9 protein-coding genes and 2 pseudogenes are annotated in these 18,089 nt (G+C 42.8%); 6 read left to right on the forward strand and 5 right to left on the reverse strand.

Annotation, left to right across the window (positions count from 1 at the left end; genetic code table 11):
* Nucleotides 1-2: 2 nt before the first annotated feature.
* The 5 genes and pseudogenes from NBH01_RS06065 to NBH01_RS06085 all read left to right on the forward strand — a co-directional run bounded on the left by NBH01_RS06065 (nucleotide 3) and on the right by NBH01_RS06085 (nucleotide 8,355).
* Nucleotides 3-1,721 carry a RagB/SusD family nutrient uptake outer membrane protein gene (locus tag NBH01_RS06065; protein ID WP_048697585.1) on the forward strand — a complete coding sequence of 573 codons (1,719 nt, stop codon included), beginning with the start codon at nucleotides 3-5 and terminating at the stop codon, nucleotides 1,719-1,721.
* A gap of 72 nt (nucleotides 1,722-1,793) precedes the next feature.
* On the forward strand, nucleotides 1,794-3,761 hold the full coding sequence (locus NBH01_RS06070) for a beta-N-acetylhexosaminidase (protein WP_055229379.1): 1,968 nt from the start codon (nucleotides 1,794-1,796) through the stop codon (nucleotides 3,759-3,761).
* 27 nt (nucleotides 3,762-3,788) lie between these two features.
* Nucleotides 3,789-5,657, forward strand: coding sequence for an FAD-dependent oxidoreductase (locus tag NBH01_RS06075; RefSeq protein ID WP_048697643.1), 1,869 nt, complete (start codon nucleotides 3,789-3,791; stop codon nucleotides 5,655-5,657).
* 64 nt (nucleotides 5,658-5,721) lie between these two features.
* Nucleotides 5,722-6,918 (forward strand): purple acid phosphatase family protein, encoded by a 1,197-nt coding sequence (locus NBH01_RS06080; RefSeq protein WP_370867670.1) that lies wholly within the window; start codon nucleotides 5,722-5,724, stop codon nucleotides 6,916-6,918.
* Between the two features lie 702 nt (nucleotides 6,919-7,620).
* A pseudogene (locus NBH01_RS06085) lies at nucleotides 7,621-8,355 on the forward strand (DNA adenine methylase).
* A gap of 353 nt (nucleotides 8,356-8,708) precedes the next feature.
* Here the strand turns inward: NBH01_RS06085 and NBH01_RS06090 are convergent.
* The 5 genes and pseudogenes from NBH01_RS06090 to NBH01_RS06115 form a co-directional block, all read right to left on the reverse strand.
* Nucleotides 8,709-10,562, reverse strand: a pseudogene (locus NBH01_RS06090) (fimbrial protein); the annotation flags it as partial.
* A 628-nt stretch (nucleotides 10,563-11,190) separates the two neighbouring features.
* Nucleotides 11,191-14,043: a BT4734/BF3469 family protein gene (locus NBH01_RS06100; RefSeq protein WP_048697650.1), complete on the reverse strand. Its 2,853-nt coding sequence runs from the start codon at nucleotides 14,041-14,043 to the stop codon at nucleotides 11,191-11,193.
* 240 nt (nucleotides 14,044-14,283) lie between these two features.
* On the reverse strand, nucleotides 14,284-14,622 hold the full coding sequence (locus tag NBH01_RS06105; RefSeq protein ID WP_048697591.1) for a hypothetical protein: 339 nt from the start codon (nucleotides 14,620-14,622) through the stop codon (nucleotides 14,284-14,286).
* Nucleotides 14,623-15,104: 482 nt separating this feature from the next.
* A complete protein-coding gene (locus NBH01_RS06110; protein ID WP_048697594.1) occupies nucleotides 15,105-15,680 on the reverse strand; it encodes a hypothetical protein in 576 nt (191 codons plus the stop codon).
* 215 nt (nucleotides 15,681-15,895) lie between these two features.
* The gene (locus NBH01_RS06115) at nucleotides 15,896-16,759 is read right to left on the reverse strand and encodes a TIR domain-containing protein (protein WP_048697596.1); all 864 of its coding nucleotides are present in this window, start codon (nucleotides 16,757-16,759) and stop codon (nucleotides 15,896-15,898) included.
* Between the two features lie 484 nt (nucleotides 16,760-17,243).
* On the opposite strand from NBH01_RS06115, the gene NBH01_RS06120 reads away from it, so the two are divergent.
* On the forward strand, nucleotides 17,244-17,957 hold the full coding sequence (locus NBH01_RS06120) for a hypothetical protein (RefSeq protein ID WP_048697599.1): 714 nt from the start codon (nucleotides 17,244-17,246) through the stop codon (nucleotides 17,955-17,957).
* The last annotated feature ends 132 nt before the right edge of the window (nucleotides 17,958-18,089 follow it).

The following is an 18,089-nucleotide window of genomic DNA, read 5'->3' on the forward strand; positions in this document are numbered from 1 at the left end:
ACATGAAAAAGTTACTCTTATATATCGGGGCAGGAATACTCTTACTCTCTGCCTGCCATGATCTCAATTTAAATCCATTGTCAAGCGGTTCTACTGAAAACTGGTATTCCACGGAAACTGAAGTGCAGATGGCCGTTGATGAGTTATATCGATATGACTTCTGGCCGGAAGACGGACAACAACAGACCGACTGGTCGGACGACTATACTTCACGCGATCTCCTGACCTCTTTTGATGACGGAACTCTAAATGGACAAAATGCTTGGGTTACCAGTTTATGGGGCAATCAGTACAAAGCTATTTCACGTGCCAATGCAGTTATTGAGAAATCGCATCGTGCTATCGAAAATGGCGCATCTGCCGCTACTATTAACCGCCTGATTGCCGAAGCCAAATTCCATAGAGCTGCCGCTTATGCCAAACTGATTGTAAAGTTCGGTGACTTACCATTGGTATTAACCGATGTAAGTACAGAAGAGGGGTTGACAATGGGACGTACAGATAAATCCATCGTATTGGCACAAATCTATAAAGATTTTGATGATGCAATTAGTGTGCTTCCAACTTCCTATACTGACCAACAGCGAGCCACCCAAGGTGCTGCACTGGCACTAAAAGCCCGGGTTGCCTTGATTATGGAAGATTGGGAAACAGCGGCCGATGCAGCCAAGGCGGTTATGGACTTGAATATTTATGAATTGCATCCCGATTTTGGCAATCTTTTTTTGTCTACTACAAAAACCTCGAATGAATTTATTTTCAAAATTCCACGTGATGCTACATATGACATTTATCTGGGAACAGGAAACGGAGGAGTTAACCAGGTATACAATGATCTACCCCGTAACGTAGGAGGATGGACGCAGACCTGTCCGTCATGGGAGTTACTAGCTGCATTCACCTGTACCGACGGTCTGCTTATTAACGAATCACCACTCTTCGATCCGCATGAACCATTTGCAAACCGTGATCCACGTTTAGCAGAAACCATTGTACCATTTGGTTCCAACCACCTCGGTTATGAATACAACCCACACCCGGAGGCACTGACGTGTATGAACTATAATACGGGTGAAATCGTGACAAATTATGATACACGTGCCAATGCCCAATATGCTTCTTTCGATGGTCTGGTGTGGAAAAAAGGGATAGACGAAACATGGCTTCAGAATGGTTTCAAGGTAGACCAGGATATTATCTATTGTCGTTATGCCGAAATATTGTTGACATATGCCGAGGCGAAAATCGAATTAAATGAGATAGATAACTCCGTATTGGATGCACTGAATGAGGTTCGGGCGCGTGCTTATGGTGTGGACAAGTCCGATAAGGCAAGTTATCCGGCTTTCACTTCTAACGACCAGTCCACACTTCGCCACCAGCTACGTGTAGAACGTCGTATGGAAATGGCAAAGGAACACATGCGATATACGGATATCATCCGTTGGAAACTGGCCGAAAAGGTTATGAATCGCAAGACATATGGTATCCTTTATCCGGCCTCACTATGTATCGAACGGGTAACCAGTCAGGGAGATTGGTTTTGGGCTTTCACACCGGAAATGGACGAGGATGGTTGTGCAGATTTCTCCAAATTGGAAGAAGCGGGTAAATGTCAGGCACTTGCTGTACGTAGTTGGAACGATCGCCAATATTTGTGGCCTATCCCTACCACGGAACTTCAGATCAACGAGAACTTAAAACAAAATCCCGGCTATTAAATGCAGGAAAGTTGTTGATAGTCCGGGAAAAGGTAACTCCTTAATTATTCACCCTTTTATTTTTCTAACTTTATGATTGGAAAGAGCTATATTTTTCACCTTTTTCTATTTCTTCTCATATTACCAGACAGTATTTATTCTCAAGATAATATTTGTCTGATCCCGCAAGTTGAAAGCATGGTCCGGAAAAAAGGTACGCTATCCATCGAACGTCTGGAAAGCATCCATTTCCCGGACGAATGGAAAAATACAGGAAACCTCTTTGTCAGCGATCTGAAAGAACTGGCAAATTTGTCTGTCATGGTGACTGCCTCAAATCCTTCCATTCATGTAAAAAAGGTGAAAATGCAGGAGCCGGAAATGTACATGCTGGAAATTACAAAGCAGGGGATCATCATAGAAGCAGGCGACCAGACAGGTATGATTCGTGCTTTCTCCACTCTTTTACAATTGATTCTGGGAAGTGAGGGAAAAGAGTTACCCCGGCTCATAATCCACGACAAACCCCGTTTTAGTTACAGGGGAGTCATGATAGATTGTAGCCGCCATTTCTGGACTATCGAACAACTTAAAAAGTATACCAAACAATTGGCCTTTTTTAAACTTAACACTTTACATCTGCACTTGACAGACAATCAAGGCTGGCGTCTGTATCTGGACCAATATCCGGATTTAGCGTTCAAAGGTACGTACTACCGAACATTCGAGGATCTCTCGGGACATTATTATCGTAAAAGTGAGTTGCAGGAATTGATCAACTATGCCGCCATGTACGGCATAGAGATCATTCCGGAGATTGACCTTCCGGGACACTGTCTGGCCTTGCTTGCAGCCCTTCCCCAACTGTCATGTAAAGGCGGAAAATTTGAAGCCTATCCAGAGGAACTGGACGGACAAAAACGGAAGAGAGCGGATGAGAATATGCTGTGTATAGGAAATCCTGAAACCTATAGGTTTGTGGAAAAACTGGTAGCAGAACTCACTGATCTCTTCCCTTCATCATTCATACATCTGGGAGGAGATGAAGTGTCGACACATCTATGGGAACAATGTCCGAAATGCCAAAAGATTTACAAACAAGAGAATATGACTTCATGGCACGAGTTACAGGACTATTTTACGAAACGAGTTAGTGAAATTGTACGTTCCAAGGGAAAAAGGATGATAGGTTGGGATGAAATAAATGACCGTAATGCCGCTGACATCAGTGACGTGATCATGATCTGGCAACGTGATGGAAGAGAACAGCAACAGAAAGCTTTGAAAAGAGGGTTGTCAGTCATTATGTCTCCTAAGGATCCCTGTTACTTTGATTTCGGGTATTCACGGAATTCCACACGCAGATTGTATGAATGGGAACCAGTTGGCAAAGAATGTACGAATACTCAAGCACATCTCGTCAAGGGAGGACAGGCTAATTTGTGGACTGAATTCATTACAACCTCGGATGAGGTGGAAAGGATGTTATATCCCAGAACTTGTGCCTTGGCCGAAACCCTCTGGAACACGAAAGAAAAGAAAGAATGGGAAGGGTTCCGACAACGTATCAGCAAGTTCGGTGCTATTATGGAAAAACTGAATATCTGTTACTTCAAAGACGAGGATTGGGATAACACAGGTTTTGTTCCGCAAAGCGAACAAAGGCCCCGTCTTGTATGTCCTGCCCGTATCGATACCAATATGAAGGGAATCAAGTATTATATGCCTGAATATGCGTTTGACGGTGATATACAGACTTTCTTTGCAACCCCCTATTCCTTAAAAAAAGGAGATTATTTTACTCTTACTTTGGAAAAAAGACAAGCAGTACAGGAAATCAGAATTGTGTTTGATGTTTCAAAGGAACATCCGGAACATGTACAATTATCTGTCAGCGAGGACGGTACAATATTTAAGAAAGTAGCTGCAGATAACAAAAATGGAGAATTGTCAGCATCTTTCAGTACACCAGCCATGATTAAAGCCCTCAAAATGGAATTGACAACTCCACTGATGGCCCGGCTGACTATCAAGGAGATTATCCTTCGCTACTATGAATAAACAAGTATAAGAATAATGAAAATTGTTATGATAAAAAAATTTATATATATTTCTCTCATCTGGATGGTATTTCACGGAGCGAGTCTTCATGCTGCTACTTTATTGGTAGAGGCAGAAAGTTTCACGGAAAAAGGAGGCTGGGTAGTGGACCAACAATTTATGGACTTGATGGGATCACCTTATTTACTGGCACACGGTCTAGGTAGTCCTGTTGAAAATGCGAGTACCAATGTACAACTTCCAGAAAATGGCACATATTATATTTTTGTACGCACCTACAACTGGACGTCTCCATGGCAGGAGGGCGAAGGGCCCGGATTGTTCGGTTTGTCAGTAAACGGAAAGAAAATCTCTTACCGGTTGGGTATTATAGGCAATCAGTGGATATGGCAGTATGCCGGGCAATATCAGGCAACAGAAAAGAATATTCACATTGTTTTGCATGACTTGAAAGGTTTTGACGGGCGGTGTGATGCTATTTATTTTACGACACGGAAAGATGATATTCCGCCATCGGATATGGCGGCTTTAGATAACTTTCGTCGTGCCAAACTTGGATTATTAGCCCCCCAAAAAACAGAATCATATGATTTAGTAGTTATAGGTGCAGGTATTGCAGGTATGAGTACAGCAGTATCTGCCGCCCGCCTGGGCTGTAAAGTCGCACTTATCAATGATCGCCCCGTAGTCGGTGGAAACAATAGTTCCGAGATTCGTGTTCATTTGGGAGGAGCTATTGAGATCGGAAAATATCCTGAACTGGGGGGGCTGCAAAAAGAGTTCGGTCCCGTCAAGGAGGGTAATGCACAACCGGCAGGCAATTATGAAGATCATAAAAAAATGGAATGGCTACAAGCTGAAACTAATGTTTCCCTGTTTCTTAATTATCGGGCGTTTTCGGTGAAGAAGGAAGAGGACCGGATCATCTCGATAACCGCTTGTCATATTGAATCCGGTGAAGAGATCGAATTTTATGGTCGTTTATTTGCTGACTGTACTGGTGATGGCACTATCGGTTATCTGGCCGGGGCGGACTATCGTATGGGCCGTGAAAGCCGTTCTGAATACGGTGAGACTATAGCTCCCGAAATAGCTGATAGCTTAGTAATGGGCACTTCTGTTCAATGGTATTCTGTGGAAGGCACAAAAACATCCTATTTTCCGGAATTCCGGTACGGCATCGAATTCAATGAGGAGACCTGTGAACCTGTCACTTATGGTGAATGGACCTGGGAAACCGGAATGAATAAAAATCAAATTAATGATTCTGAACAAATACGTGACTATGGAATGTTAGTTATATATTCTAATTGGAGCTACCTGAAAAATCAATCGGAACGAAGAAAAGATTATAAAAAACGTTCATTGGAATGGGTAGCCTACATTGCCGGAAAGCGGGAATCCCGGAGGCTATTGGGCGACTATGTCCTGAAAGAGGATGATTTAACAAAGCATGTGGCCCACGAGGACGCATCTTTCACTACTACCTGGAGTATTGATCTGCACCGGCCCGACCCCGAGAATACCCGGCACTTCCCGGGACGTGAATTCAAAGCGACGACAGACCATGTAGTAATTTATCCCTATCCTGTTCCCTACCGATGTCTTTATTCCCGTAATATAGACAATCTGTTCATGGCAGGACGCAATATCAGTGTCACACATGTTGCCTTGGGAACCGTACGAGTCATGCGAACTACAGGTATGATGGGGGAAGTTGTAGGCATGGCAGCCTCACTATGCAAAAAATATCAAGCCACTCCCCGTGACATATACCGTTATCATTTGGAAGAATTAAAATCACTCATGCAAAAGGGAGTGAATAAGAAGGGGTTACCGAATAATCAACGATATAATGAGGGAGGACGGCTGAACCAGATACCGAAGGTAAAGTAAGGATACCTCTCTGTCTGCCAGATTTCCACATACGAAAGTTTAACAATTTATTAGATTAGGCATTATGATAAGAAAAATCATATTCTTAGAAATGTTATTATGGGGAATAGCTACATTCCTGTATTCGCAAGATGAAATCTCCAAAATAACAATCACGCATGGACCTTACTTGCAAAACGTGGGATCTAACGAAGCTACCATTGTATGGATAACGGATAAGCCCTCTATAGGATGGGTGGAACTGGCATCAGATGGCAACGGCAGTTTTTACGCCAAAGAGCATCCGCGTTATTTTGACACGTCTAATGGCATAAAGAATACATCAACCATCCATGCCGTTAAAATCAAGGGACTTACACCGGGAAAACAATATCGTTACCGTGTTTTTGCTCAGGAAGTGTTGAAACATACCGGGTATAAAATCATTTATGGAGATTATGCTTCCACTGATGTCTATTATCGTAAACCGCTAACTTTTCATACCTGCAATCCGCAAGCGCCTGCCACCTCTTTTGTAATGGTCAACGATATACATGGGGACAATAAACTGCTGGAGGACTTAATGTCCCGTTGTAACCTTACGCAAACCGACTTTGTTCTTTTTAATGGTGATATGCTCTCTTTCATGAATAGTGAGGAGCAGCTTTTCAAGGGGTTTATGGATACGGCTGTACGACTTTTCGCTTCTGAGATCCCGATGTACTACGCCCGTGGCAACCACGAAACACGGGGAGTATTTGCAACCGAAATCCAACGTTATTTTTCTCCCTGTCAGGAGCATCTTTATTATGCCTTTCGACAAGGTCCTGTCTATTGTGTTGTTCTGGACACGGGAGAAGATAAGCCTGATTCTGATATTGAATATGCCGGTATTACCCAATATGACTTCTACCGTACCGAACAGTCCGAATGGTTGGCCGGTATTTTGGAAAGTGCCGAATATAAAGAAGCGCCTTTTAAAATAATTGTAGCTCACATTCCTCCCGCAGTTACTGAAGCTGGTCCCGATGAGGATTGGCATGGAAATATAGAAGTAGAACAGAAGTTTATGCCTTTATTACGCCAGGCTTATCCGGATTTAATGCTTTGTGGACACTTACATCGTTTTGTACGTCATGATGCCACTGACAAAACGTCTTTCCCCGTAGTAGTTAATGCTAACACATCTTTGCTACGTATTTATGCCACGACCACACAGATGAAGATAGAGGTAATAGATCGAAACGGAAAAATGCTGGATGAATTTATCATAAAAAAATGATATATTTATATAAGTTATTTTTCGTTTAAAATCCCAATTATTCTTTTGACTGTTAGGAGGGAAATTCTGATAAAAGTATTAAATTCATAGTGTCCAATTATAAGATTAAAATGATTACCACTATGTTCTCAGAGGTTAAAATTACAGAGACTTATTGTATGGCGAATGATTTCTATAAGGATTTATATTGCAACAGGAAAAATATATGGTCAAAGTTGGTCTATTTTATTAATGGCAGCGGCGGGGCACGGAACTGGTTGCGAAACGACCGGGAGATGTTTTCCGTAGCCCCGTATTTTTCAAGCAGCCTCGTCATTAGCAGTTGGAATTTTGGGGGCTCCTGTGTTCGGGTATAGCTGACGTATGATTTCAGGAATAGTTTCCAAAGGAAATTTTCTTTCTATCGTGTCACGTCATGCTGTTTCTGTTGCTGTGTGAAATTGTCAGTTCGCTTCCTGCTTCACCCTTCAGGAAAAAGAGGTGAATTTGCCGGTAGTAATTGGTAAGTCGGCACTGCCGACTGTGACAGCCAAAACCAGAATGGAGGGCGAAGCCCAGCAGGACAAGTTTGACTGCCAAGGTGTTTGTCACGTTGTCCTAATGTCGATCCAGCGGGACTCCATGCCATGGTGTCGTTAGAACCAACAGACTAGTCCTAGATAGATAGGAATGAACCATACCTTGCTTGCCGTTCCATTGAGTATGCGTCCGAGCTTTGTCTTCTGCCTAGGGCAAAACCCAGCTCCCTGGGTGGGAGGCAAGAGAAGACTGCTTCCGGTACTGATCCAGTCACTGCCGGAGAATATCAGGGAAATGGAAACCTATGTGAAACCCTTTTTCGGGGGCGGCGCCCCGTTCTTCTGACTGAGACAGACCTATCCGCATATCCGTTGCGTGATCAATGACTCGAACGAGAGCCTGGTGAATGTCTACCGCATCATACGCGACACGCCGGAAGAACTGGTCGGACTGCTTGCCGGCATCCAGGGCGAATACCACGCCCTGGAGGAACGTACGGAAAGAAGGGACTATTTCATGAAAAAGCGAAGGGTATTCAACGAGGAGCACCCGGATGACATCACCCGTGCCGCCCTTTTCATTTTCTTCATGCGCACCTGCTATAACGGCATCTATTCGGTCAACCGCAAGGGCAGGCTCTCGGTAACCTTCGGTACGGGCAGCCGCGCCAGGATACTGGAGGAGGAACTGATCCGCTTCAACCACAAGCTGCTGCAGGGCGTCATCATCCTGGACGGGGACTACCGCCAGACGGAAAAATACGCGGGAGAGAAATCGTTCTTCTACTTCGACCCGCCCTACAAACCCGTCAACGAGGCCGGTGCCTGTACCTCCTACATGCCGGACGACTTCGATGACGACTGCCAGATAGAGCTGGCCGGATTCTGCAAGGACTTGGGAGAGAAGGGAAGCAAATGAATGCTCTCCAACTCCGACCCCCGTCAGAAGAATCCTGGGAAACCTTCTTCGACAACCTGTACGCCGGCTTCCATATCCAACGACTGAGCATCTTCCGCTCGGTATGTTCCATAGCCGAAAAGAGGGAGACGGTAAATGAACTACTGATTAGAAGTTATTAATAAATATAATGCAAACTATAAAACTTATAAAAGATTGTATGCCTCGTAAAGTGATATCATCAATAGGCTGGACATTTAAAGTCATTTCTATTTTATATATTCAGGGAACACTCTTCTAAAAAAGAATGCCGAAGAAAAGAGGTATCCATCTTTTTCTTCGGCATAAGTTCAAAGGGTAAGAGGAGCTTTTCTTTATTCAAGGTCCCTTACGCAACGCACGTATCCCTTTTTGTCATTGACAAGCCTGCCCCTGTCGCCTCCCCAACTGGTATCGACAGTGGTGACAAACCGCAGATAACCGTTGAAAAACATCTGATATCCGGCACTGAATGACTTGGCACCATTCATGTCCCGTTTGGAAAATCCAGTCCGGGAATGGATGACCTGGCCGTCTGTCATATTCAAGGAATAGAACTTATCCCCCTGAAAGAAATCATAGACATCTTTCTTCTCCCTGTCATCCCAGTCGAACAGGCTTCCGCTCATTATCATCAGTTCAGCCTCATTGGGCAGACGCCATGTACCCAGGTCACTTTTATCCGGATTCTGGTAATAATAGGCACAGGGAGAGTTGCCTTTTTCCACATCGTCCATCAGCGTACTCCACGTTTCGAAATAATACTCACTTTCCCTGTTTGGATTGTTCAAATCCTTCGGCTTGTCTATTCTATTTGCAATATATTTTGCAACCTCAAATCCTTTCTGATAGATCGTATTATTCTGGGAGGTCTCGTCATGCGCCGGAAGTTCATAAATGGCCCTTGAAGCTCTGGTAGTACTGGCAGGCAGGTTGTCAGCCTTGAAAATCAGGTACTCATCCTCCGTCCGGTTGTTGATCAGCGTCTTGGCAAGTTCATCTTCCATCTCATCAATATGGTAACTGTGGTCCTCAGAAGTCTCCAGGATCCCAAGATCCCTGACCAGTCTCACGTCCGAATAGGGGGGTCTTTCTCCCGGACTCGCAGTTCTTTGGTAATCGAATTCATATATGGGGGTCATACTATGGGACTCCTCAATAAGTATAATAGGATTACAGCTGTTCAGTGTCAGGTTGGTACTTCCCATGAAAGCCCTTGAGGTGAATAACGCTGTAGCATTATCCGACGGAGCATGCCCGACAAGCCTGCTCTTCAAAGGCAATGAACGTTCCGCCACATACAGCATGTTGATCTCGCTGACGGAGGGGATATACCACTGCATCTCACCGGCCTGCATCTGGCCGTCACGGTTATTGTCCCGATTTCTCAGGAACGGGGTAAAGCAGGCATATGTCGCATGATAGTTACTAAGAGCAGGATTATAATGATCCTTGCTGAGCGTCAGTTTCGCATTGTCCACTTTTGTCATGACCTTCCAGATCTGGTCCTCTTTCCCCCGATTCATCGGATCGCGCATGATTTCCCCGCTGAACCCTCCCGCAAGTCCCGAACGTGCCATCGCTTTCCAGGTATTCGTCCAGCCATTCGCATAGTACTTGTTATAGAAGGCGTCCGCCTCACTGGGGGCTTTTACTGACCAGTCCAGGTCTTCGGTCTCGTTCACGTTCTCCACCCCCCCCCACACGCGCATGCCGTCGGGACAGCTGACAAACACCGTCTTTATGGACATCTGGCGAATCGAGACAATGGCCTGGTGATACCGTGACTGTCCGTCGGGGGAGATTTCATGTGAGGTGTTCACCAGCAGGTCGAAGGTCCGGTCTTCGACATTGGCAAAGGTCTTCCACAGATCCTTGTCCTGGGGGGCGTTCTCCTGCATGGGATCTCGCTCATAGAAATACTCGTTGGCGTAAACCGTCACCTTGCAAAGTCCCGTAGTGGCGTTGAACACATAGTCGGGTTCGGTCATCAACCTGTAAAGGAACTCCTCCAGTGAGAGCAGGTACGCCCCCGTATCGGAATAATACTTCATCGTCTCGTCCCCGTTGTCAGAGAGCGTGCTCGGATGGATATAGAATGCAAGCCAGCCCGTATCGGCCTTCTTATCTCCGGAGGGAACGTAGCCGTTGTTCTTCAGCTGTTCCAGTTCCGCTTTCAACATCTTCACTTCATTCGCAGTCGGTTCGGGAAGGATAATATCATATCGTGAGTTACGACCGATATTCACCTGCTGTGGCGAACATATACCGACCAGTTCCACCAGTTCTGCCAGGTCAAATTGCATCAGGGGCTCACAGGTTACATAGGTGGGGATTCCATGACTAGCAATCTCTCGCATAGCAATTGCACGTTCCCGGGGCAGGGGAGCATTCCTCATTATATCCGGATAAAAACGGTTCGTCTCAATGGTGGTGCAAAGGACGGACTTTCTCATGACCGGATGATCCAGATATTCCAAAAAACGAGCGGGATTCTTGGATTGGAAGAGATACCTGTTATCAAAACCGTCACAATAGTCCAGTACCTGCTCAATCCACTCTGCCGGGACATTAGCCGCCCATTCATCCGTACTGCTGCCTACAAAGATAAAGTTGCCTTCACCCAGGTTCACTTTCAGTTCCTTCAGCTCCAGACGCAAGGGAGGCAGGAGAAGTTTACATCTCATAAAACAATACGCACAGGAGTGTTCACATTCGCCTTTCATCGGGTTATATGTATGTGAAACGAAAGCATACATGTTCCCGATACTTTTATTCAGTGCCATAATTCTTTTTTTTAAGTTAGTTATTTTTTTTTCATTTTCTATTTCTGTACCGCATACGTTCACACCCGAATATATTATTGGCGTAAGCGTATTCGATTATTTCCGTTATATCAAAACCGGGAATAAGTTCCTCTATGAATGCCTTTGCCTTACCCGGCTCAACGCCAGCCTTACATAAGATACCCGCATAGGACATCGCCGTATTATTCCTGCCATTGCTCAAAGATTTCCCGTTCCATGCTTTTCTCAGTATCCGGATAATGCTGTCATCAGAAATGACTTGTTTGTTCAACTGGTTCAGAAAACCTTCGACCCAGGATTCGTCCTGTACCAGAACAGGTTCTCCTTGCACATCCCTGATAACTGTTTCTGTCATCGTATTGGGTATGACAGGTTCCGGTGTTCCCGGTACAAAGTGAAAGGGAACAGGAGATGGATTTTTCCATAAGTCCGGATCATAGGAGAGATAATTCCCTCTGGCCAGGTCGGTGGTGCTCTTGTCTATCCAGGGACAATCAAACAGCTTTACTAATTGTCCGTACAGGTCATAGTGATAAAGCGGTTCACAGTTATCATGCAGGATGATCGCTTTATACCCCGTTCCGCCTGGAGTGACAAAACAGGCATAGACACATGGAAATCCCTGCAGCCACCTGACAAAATCCGGCATATCATCCACCCCGATATGGTCAAAATCGAGAGCCGTATAGGAGGAGTAGACTGTGCATTCATTCTTATGTCTGGACCTGAAGGTTCCGTTCCAGGTGGCTACGGGGAGAAGGGCTTTCTTCCTGTTTTTCTCATCTTGGGTTCCAGCACTCCTGACGGCTTCTACTTTAGGTTTCAGATGATAGTAGGTGTCATCCCGGATAATTTCTAGCAGCTTGTCCACGTCATATTCCTGTGCTTGGGTTACATCGGTGATTCTAGGAAACAGGGAGACTTTTTCCCGTGCATGTGAGATAATTCTGAATATTGCTGTTTTTTTACCGTTTATCCTAATAGTCTTCTCTTCACAAGTCAGGTAACCAGTAATATCGGATGCGCTCGGTTTACCCTGTATTCCCAGGTCATGATAGATTCCCCGAAGGATTTCCTTTACTTCCGGTCTTGTAGATTCACCGCCTACTTTCAGTACATTCATCAGTCGACCGGCGATTTCATTCCTGGGTAATAACTTCATGGGAACCGGGGCAAGGGCTTGTTTTATATAGTCCTCCCGCCAGTATGAGCTCTCAAAGCCCTCCCTTCCCAGGGCATCGTAGTAATCTTTGTATTTCCTTTCGATAAAGTTGCATTCCTCCAGGAGCAGTGGGGCATTTTCATGCAGGTCACAATACATCCTGGCCTTTCTGTCGAACCGGTTGTCCATGTTCCATTTGGTGAAGATTCTTTGTATCTCCGGATTATTGCTGTCGGTAGCCTTTGTCACATTCACCCCGGCTTTCAATGCACGGTACATGGAGAAGTCGTTGTTATAGATTCGGTCGGATACTTCCCAGGCCCTCCTGTCTGCTATCTCCAGAATTTCATTCTTAACGACATGCACATGATTATCCGCATCTCTGACTATACAGCAATAATGCTTCTTGTGACCTTCCGTTCTTATGTTATCCTCCATCAGCCGCAATTGTTCGTCTTTGTTGGGTACGGCATTGTAGTTCTCTATCTGACGCAGAGTTCCCTCATTCTTCTCCCTGATGGAATTCTCCAGTTCATCCCTTGTCGCTTTGGCTTCTTTGGTATTGAAATAAAGAGTGGCTGAATTCCGGAAAGGGTTTTCCTCAAGTCTCTGGCGGCCTACTATTTGCTGGAGGTCCACCGAAACATCCACTGCCATGCAACTGACTTGCGGATTGGCAAAAATGTATGAATAGGCGTTGGTCGAATAGAAATCGGCACCTATATATACAGTTGAGGTACAGAAAGTGAACATTTTATGTGGCTCTCCTCTTTGTGGGATATCTCCGATCCTGAATTTCATGCCCGTTTCTCTGGAAAGATTATCCAGTTTCCGAAGATTATCAGTCTTGGCTGAACAGATAATGGCCGTTTCTTCCGGTGTGAGCCCGTTCTTTTTGATAATCTTCTTGATTTCAGAAACGCTGTTGATATAAAACACGGCCTCCCTGGCGGTAAAACCTTCTCCATTCACAACGGTTGACTTGCCGTTGCCTTCCCGGTATTTCCCGATCAGGTCAGAACACAGTTCCAGGACGGGTTTCTTAGATTTCACAACTTCGACATTGGGAGTCTGTGTCATATCCTCCGGCCAGAGAAGCTCATAAATGGTCATATTCCTGAACTGTTCCGTCATGTCCAGATAGGAGTCCAGATAGGGCGTAGCCGACAAATAGATGACAGTGGAGAATTTCCGGAGTACCTGGCATAGCTCATATTCCGTAGTGGCCTTGTACTGGCAATCGTAAAATATAGCCTGGAACTCGTCTATCACTACCACCCATTCGGATATATCCTCCCCCGAACTAATCAGGACTTCCATGATTTTCCTGAGTGAATCATACGTTGTCAGTATCTTGTTCCCTCCGGATCTGATATATCCGGTTAGGTTTTCATTGAAAGCAAGCGTGTCGGTCGGGGAAATAAGTCTGCTTTCAAAATACCTCTTCTTATCCCCCTGGTAACGGTACAGGTGCAGGTTGTCGGAGAGATGCTGGGAATACTTGTTATAGAGCAGATGCTTTCTGGGACTGGCTAATATGACTTTCCTGCCTGATCTTAGATAGGCTTCAGTAGCTCCGCATCCGCATATACGTTTGTTTAGAATGTAATGTTGTCCTTCCGGCAGCAGGGTATTCCATAAGTCATGCCAGTCTGAAAGGTATCTGATCCCCTCAGGGACATTTAATGTAATTTTATGCATTGTTTCACTTTTAAGATTAATGGGGTAAGTCGGAGACAGAGGGTATACGATAGTAGAGAGTATGTAATACATAACCGAAGGGTGGAATATTTTATTCTTCAAAACACACTCTTCTTTATACATTTTACCTCTTTTTGCAAACTTTTTTATTCCACCTTTATCTCCCTTCAGGGAGTTATGTATGTCACTTCACTACGTTCCTTTACTCTTTGCCTCCAGCCAACCCCGGTTATACAAAATTTATGGTTCATCTGTATTTTTATCGAAATCCCCCTTAGTCTTTTGTGAATGTATATTCAGGGTTACTCCGAAAGTGCGTAACAGGTATTTCTTTAATCCCAGGTAGGCTTCGATCTTTGGATAATCCCTTTCACATATGCCCCTGAATTCTTTGAGGGACACATTAATGACCAGCCCTTCATGCAGATCGTATTTTTCTTGTAATCTCTTGATATCCTCTTTGTATCTTCTGGGTATTCTCTGTGGAACTGTTTTTTCGCTGACATCAGGACAATCCCTTACCTGACGGTCTAGTATAGAGCTATCGTTCTTACTTGACAATATTATATATGTTTTCATACATATATCAAGCTTTCGAGGGATTTGAACGGCAAAACAGATATTTTTTTGAAGGAAAAGAAATGGTCGGGCTAACCCTGAATCTCTTTTTATCCGTCTGTCCCGGGAAGGTGTCCCAGAAAATATGTACATTTTGGAACTTTACCCATGTGATGTAAATAATACGAAATAGATGTTTGTGTGTAATCTATTGATAATGTTTGTAACTATACAAATACTTACTATATCATGTCTGTAATTATGCTTGTTTACGAATGATAAAAAACATAATTTTGGAGGGTATTTTATATAAATTTCATGCCTAAAATGCTGAAAAATGTGATATCCGGGACAGTGGGATCGTCAGTTCCGGGACAAAGGGACAGTGGATAACTCAAGGGGGCTTAAGAAGCTTCAGATAAACAAAAAGACTGAAACTCATTATTGAATTCCAGTCTTCATTGTATGATTACGTAAAAGTCTTACAGGATATGGTCTTTTTATCAGGCTGCGTTGTCGGGGAATTGTGCATCCTTAATAGCATCCGCGCTGGATTCTTCACTGTCCTTATGCTTTTGAACCACACGGTCAACAGCAGATTTTGACAGTTTCATATGATCTGCTATTTTCCTGACGGAGTATCCTTTTCCACGCAGGGTGAGAATCTCCTGTTCCACCTCTGGTGTAAGCTTGCTTTTACCCTGTGCCAGCAGATCCTCTTCCTCACATTCCCGAATGAATTCCAAATGGAGATAGCCGTCACTGCGAATCTCAAAATGCCGTACTTTGTCAGGAATGGCATTGCTGCGTGACTTGAGAACCTTGACATACACCTCAGTAGCATTACATTTGGCTATTGCAAGCACATTATCCGCCAAGTCAGTCAGTTTGGCGGAACCGGCCAGGTCCTGCATCTCAATAGGTTTGGATTTGTCCCGCTTTCTTGTATGCATCAGCGTTATCACTGTTACGTTATAGCGTCCACAGATTAATTTCAGCCTTTTCATCAGCTCCTTTGCAACTCTGGCCGTGACACTTCCTGTTGCCGCCACTGTGATACTGTCCAATATGAACAGCACCTTTTTTTATTCCATTTTTTTGCAATGGTTTCTATTTCGGAAAGAATCCTTTCAAGGTCTTAGGTGAAGTTCACTTTGATTTCTTATGACTTTATTTGTAATTATATAAATCTCAGTATTGCTAAGATACAAAATCTCGATTTCAAATCAAAGTTTAAAGAAAATCATATTATTGCATCTTTTACGCTTCTATATACGCTCTTGTAATCAGATATTTATAAATTCTTCAGGTTTTCGACGATGTCATCAATTGTGTGAATTGAAGTGTTTAGTGCAAGCTTATCAGCTAATGATGGACTAAATCTTAAAACTTCATCTTTCGTTATTTTATGCCAAATTGGTAAAATAACCTTGTGCCCATTCATTTCTCTGGCAACCATGCCATTCAATTCATATTCCGTCCAATTCTTCTTGACAAAGGAAGGGGAGATTATGACAATTCCATAATTAGCATTGGATAAACCATAATCTATTTTCTTTCGGAGACTATCTCCGATTTTTAGTTCAAACTCATCATACCAAACTTCAAAACCATTATTCCTTAATGCTTCGGCTAAATCTCTAACAATATCATCTTTATCTTCTGAAGCATGTGAGATGAAAAAGTCATATTGTTTAGTCGGCTCCGGAATATCCTCTGTCGAAACCAATTTATTATTTTGTGTTGAATAATTTTGGGCGATAAGAGTCTCCAAATGTCTTTTTTGAATTTCAATTTCACTTTGTAACTTCTTTTGGAACTTTAATTGGTCATCTTGTAGTTTCTTTTGTTCGCTTTGTTGTGCTTTTAGCAACTCTTGCCTTTTTTTCCCCAGTTCTGCTGACTTTGTTGCAATACTTTTTTGATAGCTCGCAATTTTGGTTCTGCAATTAAGAATATCCTTTTGATATCCATCTATTTGCCGTTGCTTTGAGTTAAGAGTAGAAATAGAAGTATTTTTATTGATAGTTCTATGCACCGAGTCTATCTGTTTATTCTTATCAATTTCTTTTTTGTTTTCATCAGCAATTTTCTTCTGCAAATCTGCAATATCTTTTTCTAACCGATTTATCTGATTTTGATAGTAAGATGAATTCATTTTTATATCCTTGTTTAAAAATTATGGTTTACAGTAAATAACTTATCAAAGATAGTGAAATTTTCCGATTGATGAACTCATAAAATAAAGTTTCTCTGGCGAAATTTTGCTTGCATTGATAAAGTAACTATTTTAGTACATGGAAAATATAAATTAAATCGTATATTATGGTAGAATATTTTATTATAATTTGAATTAGAGGAGGGATCCGGTGAAGCGAAATGATAAATATTCAATATATTTCAGGGTCTGAGTGAGGGATAGAGAAATTAAAGTTCCGACAGGAATTGATATTTAAAAAGAACGTTGGGAGGATACAAAGGAGGAGTCAACAGGTTTGATATGAAATCTGAAGATTTAGACTTTTACGTAAGTTTTACTTCAACAGTTATCGTTTTCGCCTTCATGAATTTACTCAGTTGCTCTCGGAATAAAAGCATTGTAAAAAGTAGATAAAGGCCTCAATCGGGGCATAGATATAGATATGAAGAAAGAAAATGTTATTGAAAAAGGAATGGTGGCGATTAAAGGCATCACAGCAATGATACCTGTACTAGGAGGTACTTTAACTTCTGTTTGGTCAGATATAGATGCAATTCAAGCTAAGCGAAAGCACGAACGGCTTGAAGAATTTTATCTTTCCTTAGAAATGGAAGTTCAAAAGATTAAAGAGCAAATTAATGAATCATACATCAATCAACCTGATTTTCTTGATGTGTTTGAACAAACTGCTAGGCATATTGTAAATGAACGTAAAGAAGAGAAAAGAATTTTGTTTAGAAATATTTTGCTTAGTAGCATTACTGCAAAAGAATGCAGCTACGATAAAACGGAAAAATATTTAAGAATATTAGAACAAATGAATGGTTTGGAGTTACTAATTTTGCGAATTCTTCAAAATCCTTCAGAATTTAATCGGCAAAATGGAGAGAAAATAAAAGATCCCAATGCTCCAACACCTGGCTACAGAAACCTGATAATCTATACCAGAACTTATTTTTTCATAGAGATGTTGAGCGAATTATTAAATGCTGCCCAAGAAGATGTTGCCGAAAGTATATACTATCTTGAAAGTAATAGACTTATTGTTGATAATGTTTCATTATCAAAATTGCAAACCAACGGTCATCCCATTCGTACTTTAGAGGATAAATTGACTTCTAAAGGGAAAGATCTTATAGCATTCATTATTCGATAATTGCATAAGTAAAACAATTCGGGATTTTACGAAGGAATTAAAGGTGTAATAAAGTAATTTGACAAATTGATAATGTTGAGCTATATAGGTTACTCTTTGACTTAAGTGCTAATATCTTATCTCTCCATAGGA

This window comes from Bacteroides sp. B1-V-101 (assembly GCF_023656585.1).
GTDB classification, from domain to species: Bacteria; Bacteroidota; Bacteroidia; order Bacteroidales; family Bacteroidaceae; genus Bacteroides; species Bacteroides thetaiotaomicron.

Coding starts and splice junctions, on each gene's coding strand:
- NBH01_RS06075 (WP_048697643.1), top strand. CDS start 3,789: ATGATAAAAAAATTTATATATATTTCTCTCATCTGGATGGTATTTCAC.
- NBH01_RS06115 (WP_048697596.1), bottom strand. CDS start 16,759: ATGAATTCATCTTACTATCAAAATCAGATAAATCGGTTAGAAAAAGAT.
- NBH01_RS06065 (WP_048697585.1), top strand. CDS start 3: ATGAAAAAGTTACTCTTATATATCGGGGCAGGAATACTCTTACTCTCT.
- NBH01_RS06120 (WP_048697599.1), top strand. CDS start 17,244: ATGAAGAAAGAAAATGTTATTGAAAAAGGAATGGTGGCGATTAAAGGC.
- NBH01_RS06100 (WP_048697650.1), bottom strand. CDS start 14,043: ATGCATAAAATTACATTAAATGTCCCTGAGGGGATCAGATACCTTTCA.
- NBH01_RS06070 (WP_055229379.1), top strand. CDS start 1,794: ATGATTGGAAAGAGCTATATTTTTCACCTTTTTCTATTTCTTCTCATA.
- NBH01_RS06105 (WP_048697591.1), bottom strand. CDS start 14,622: ATGAAAACATATATAATATTGTCAAGTAAGAACGATAGCTCTATACTA.
- NBH01_RS06080 (WP_370867670.1), top strand. CDS start 5,722: ATGATAAGAAAAATCATATTCTTAGAAATGTTATTATGGGGAATAGCT.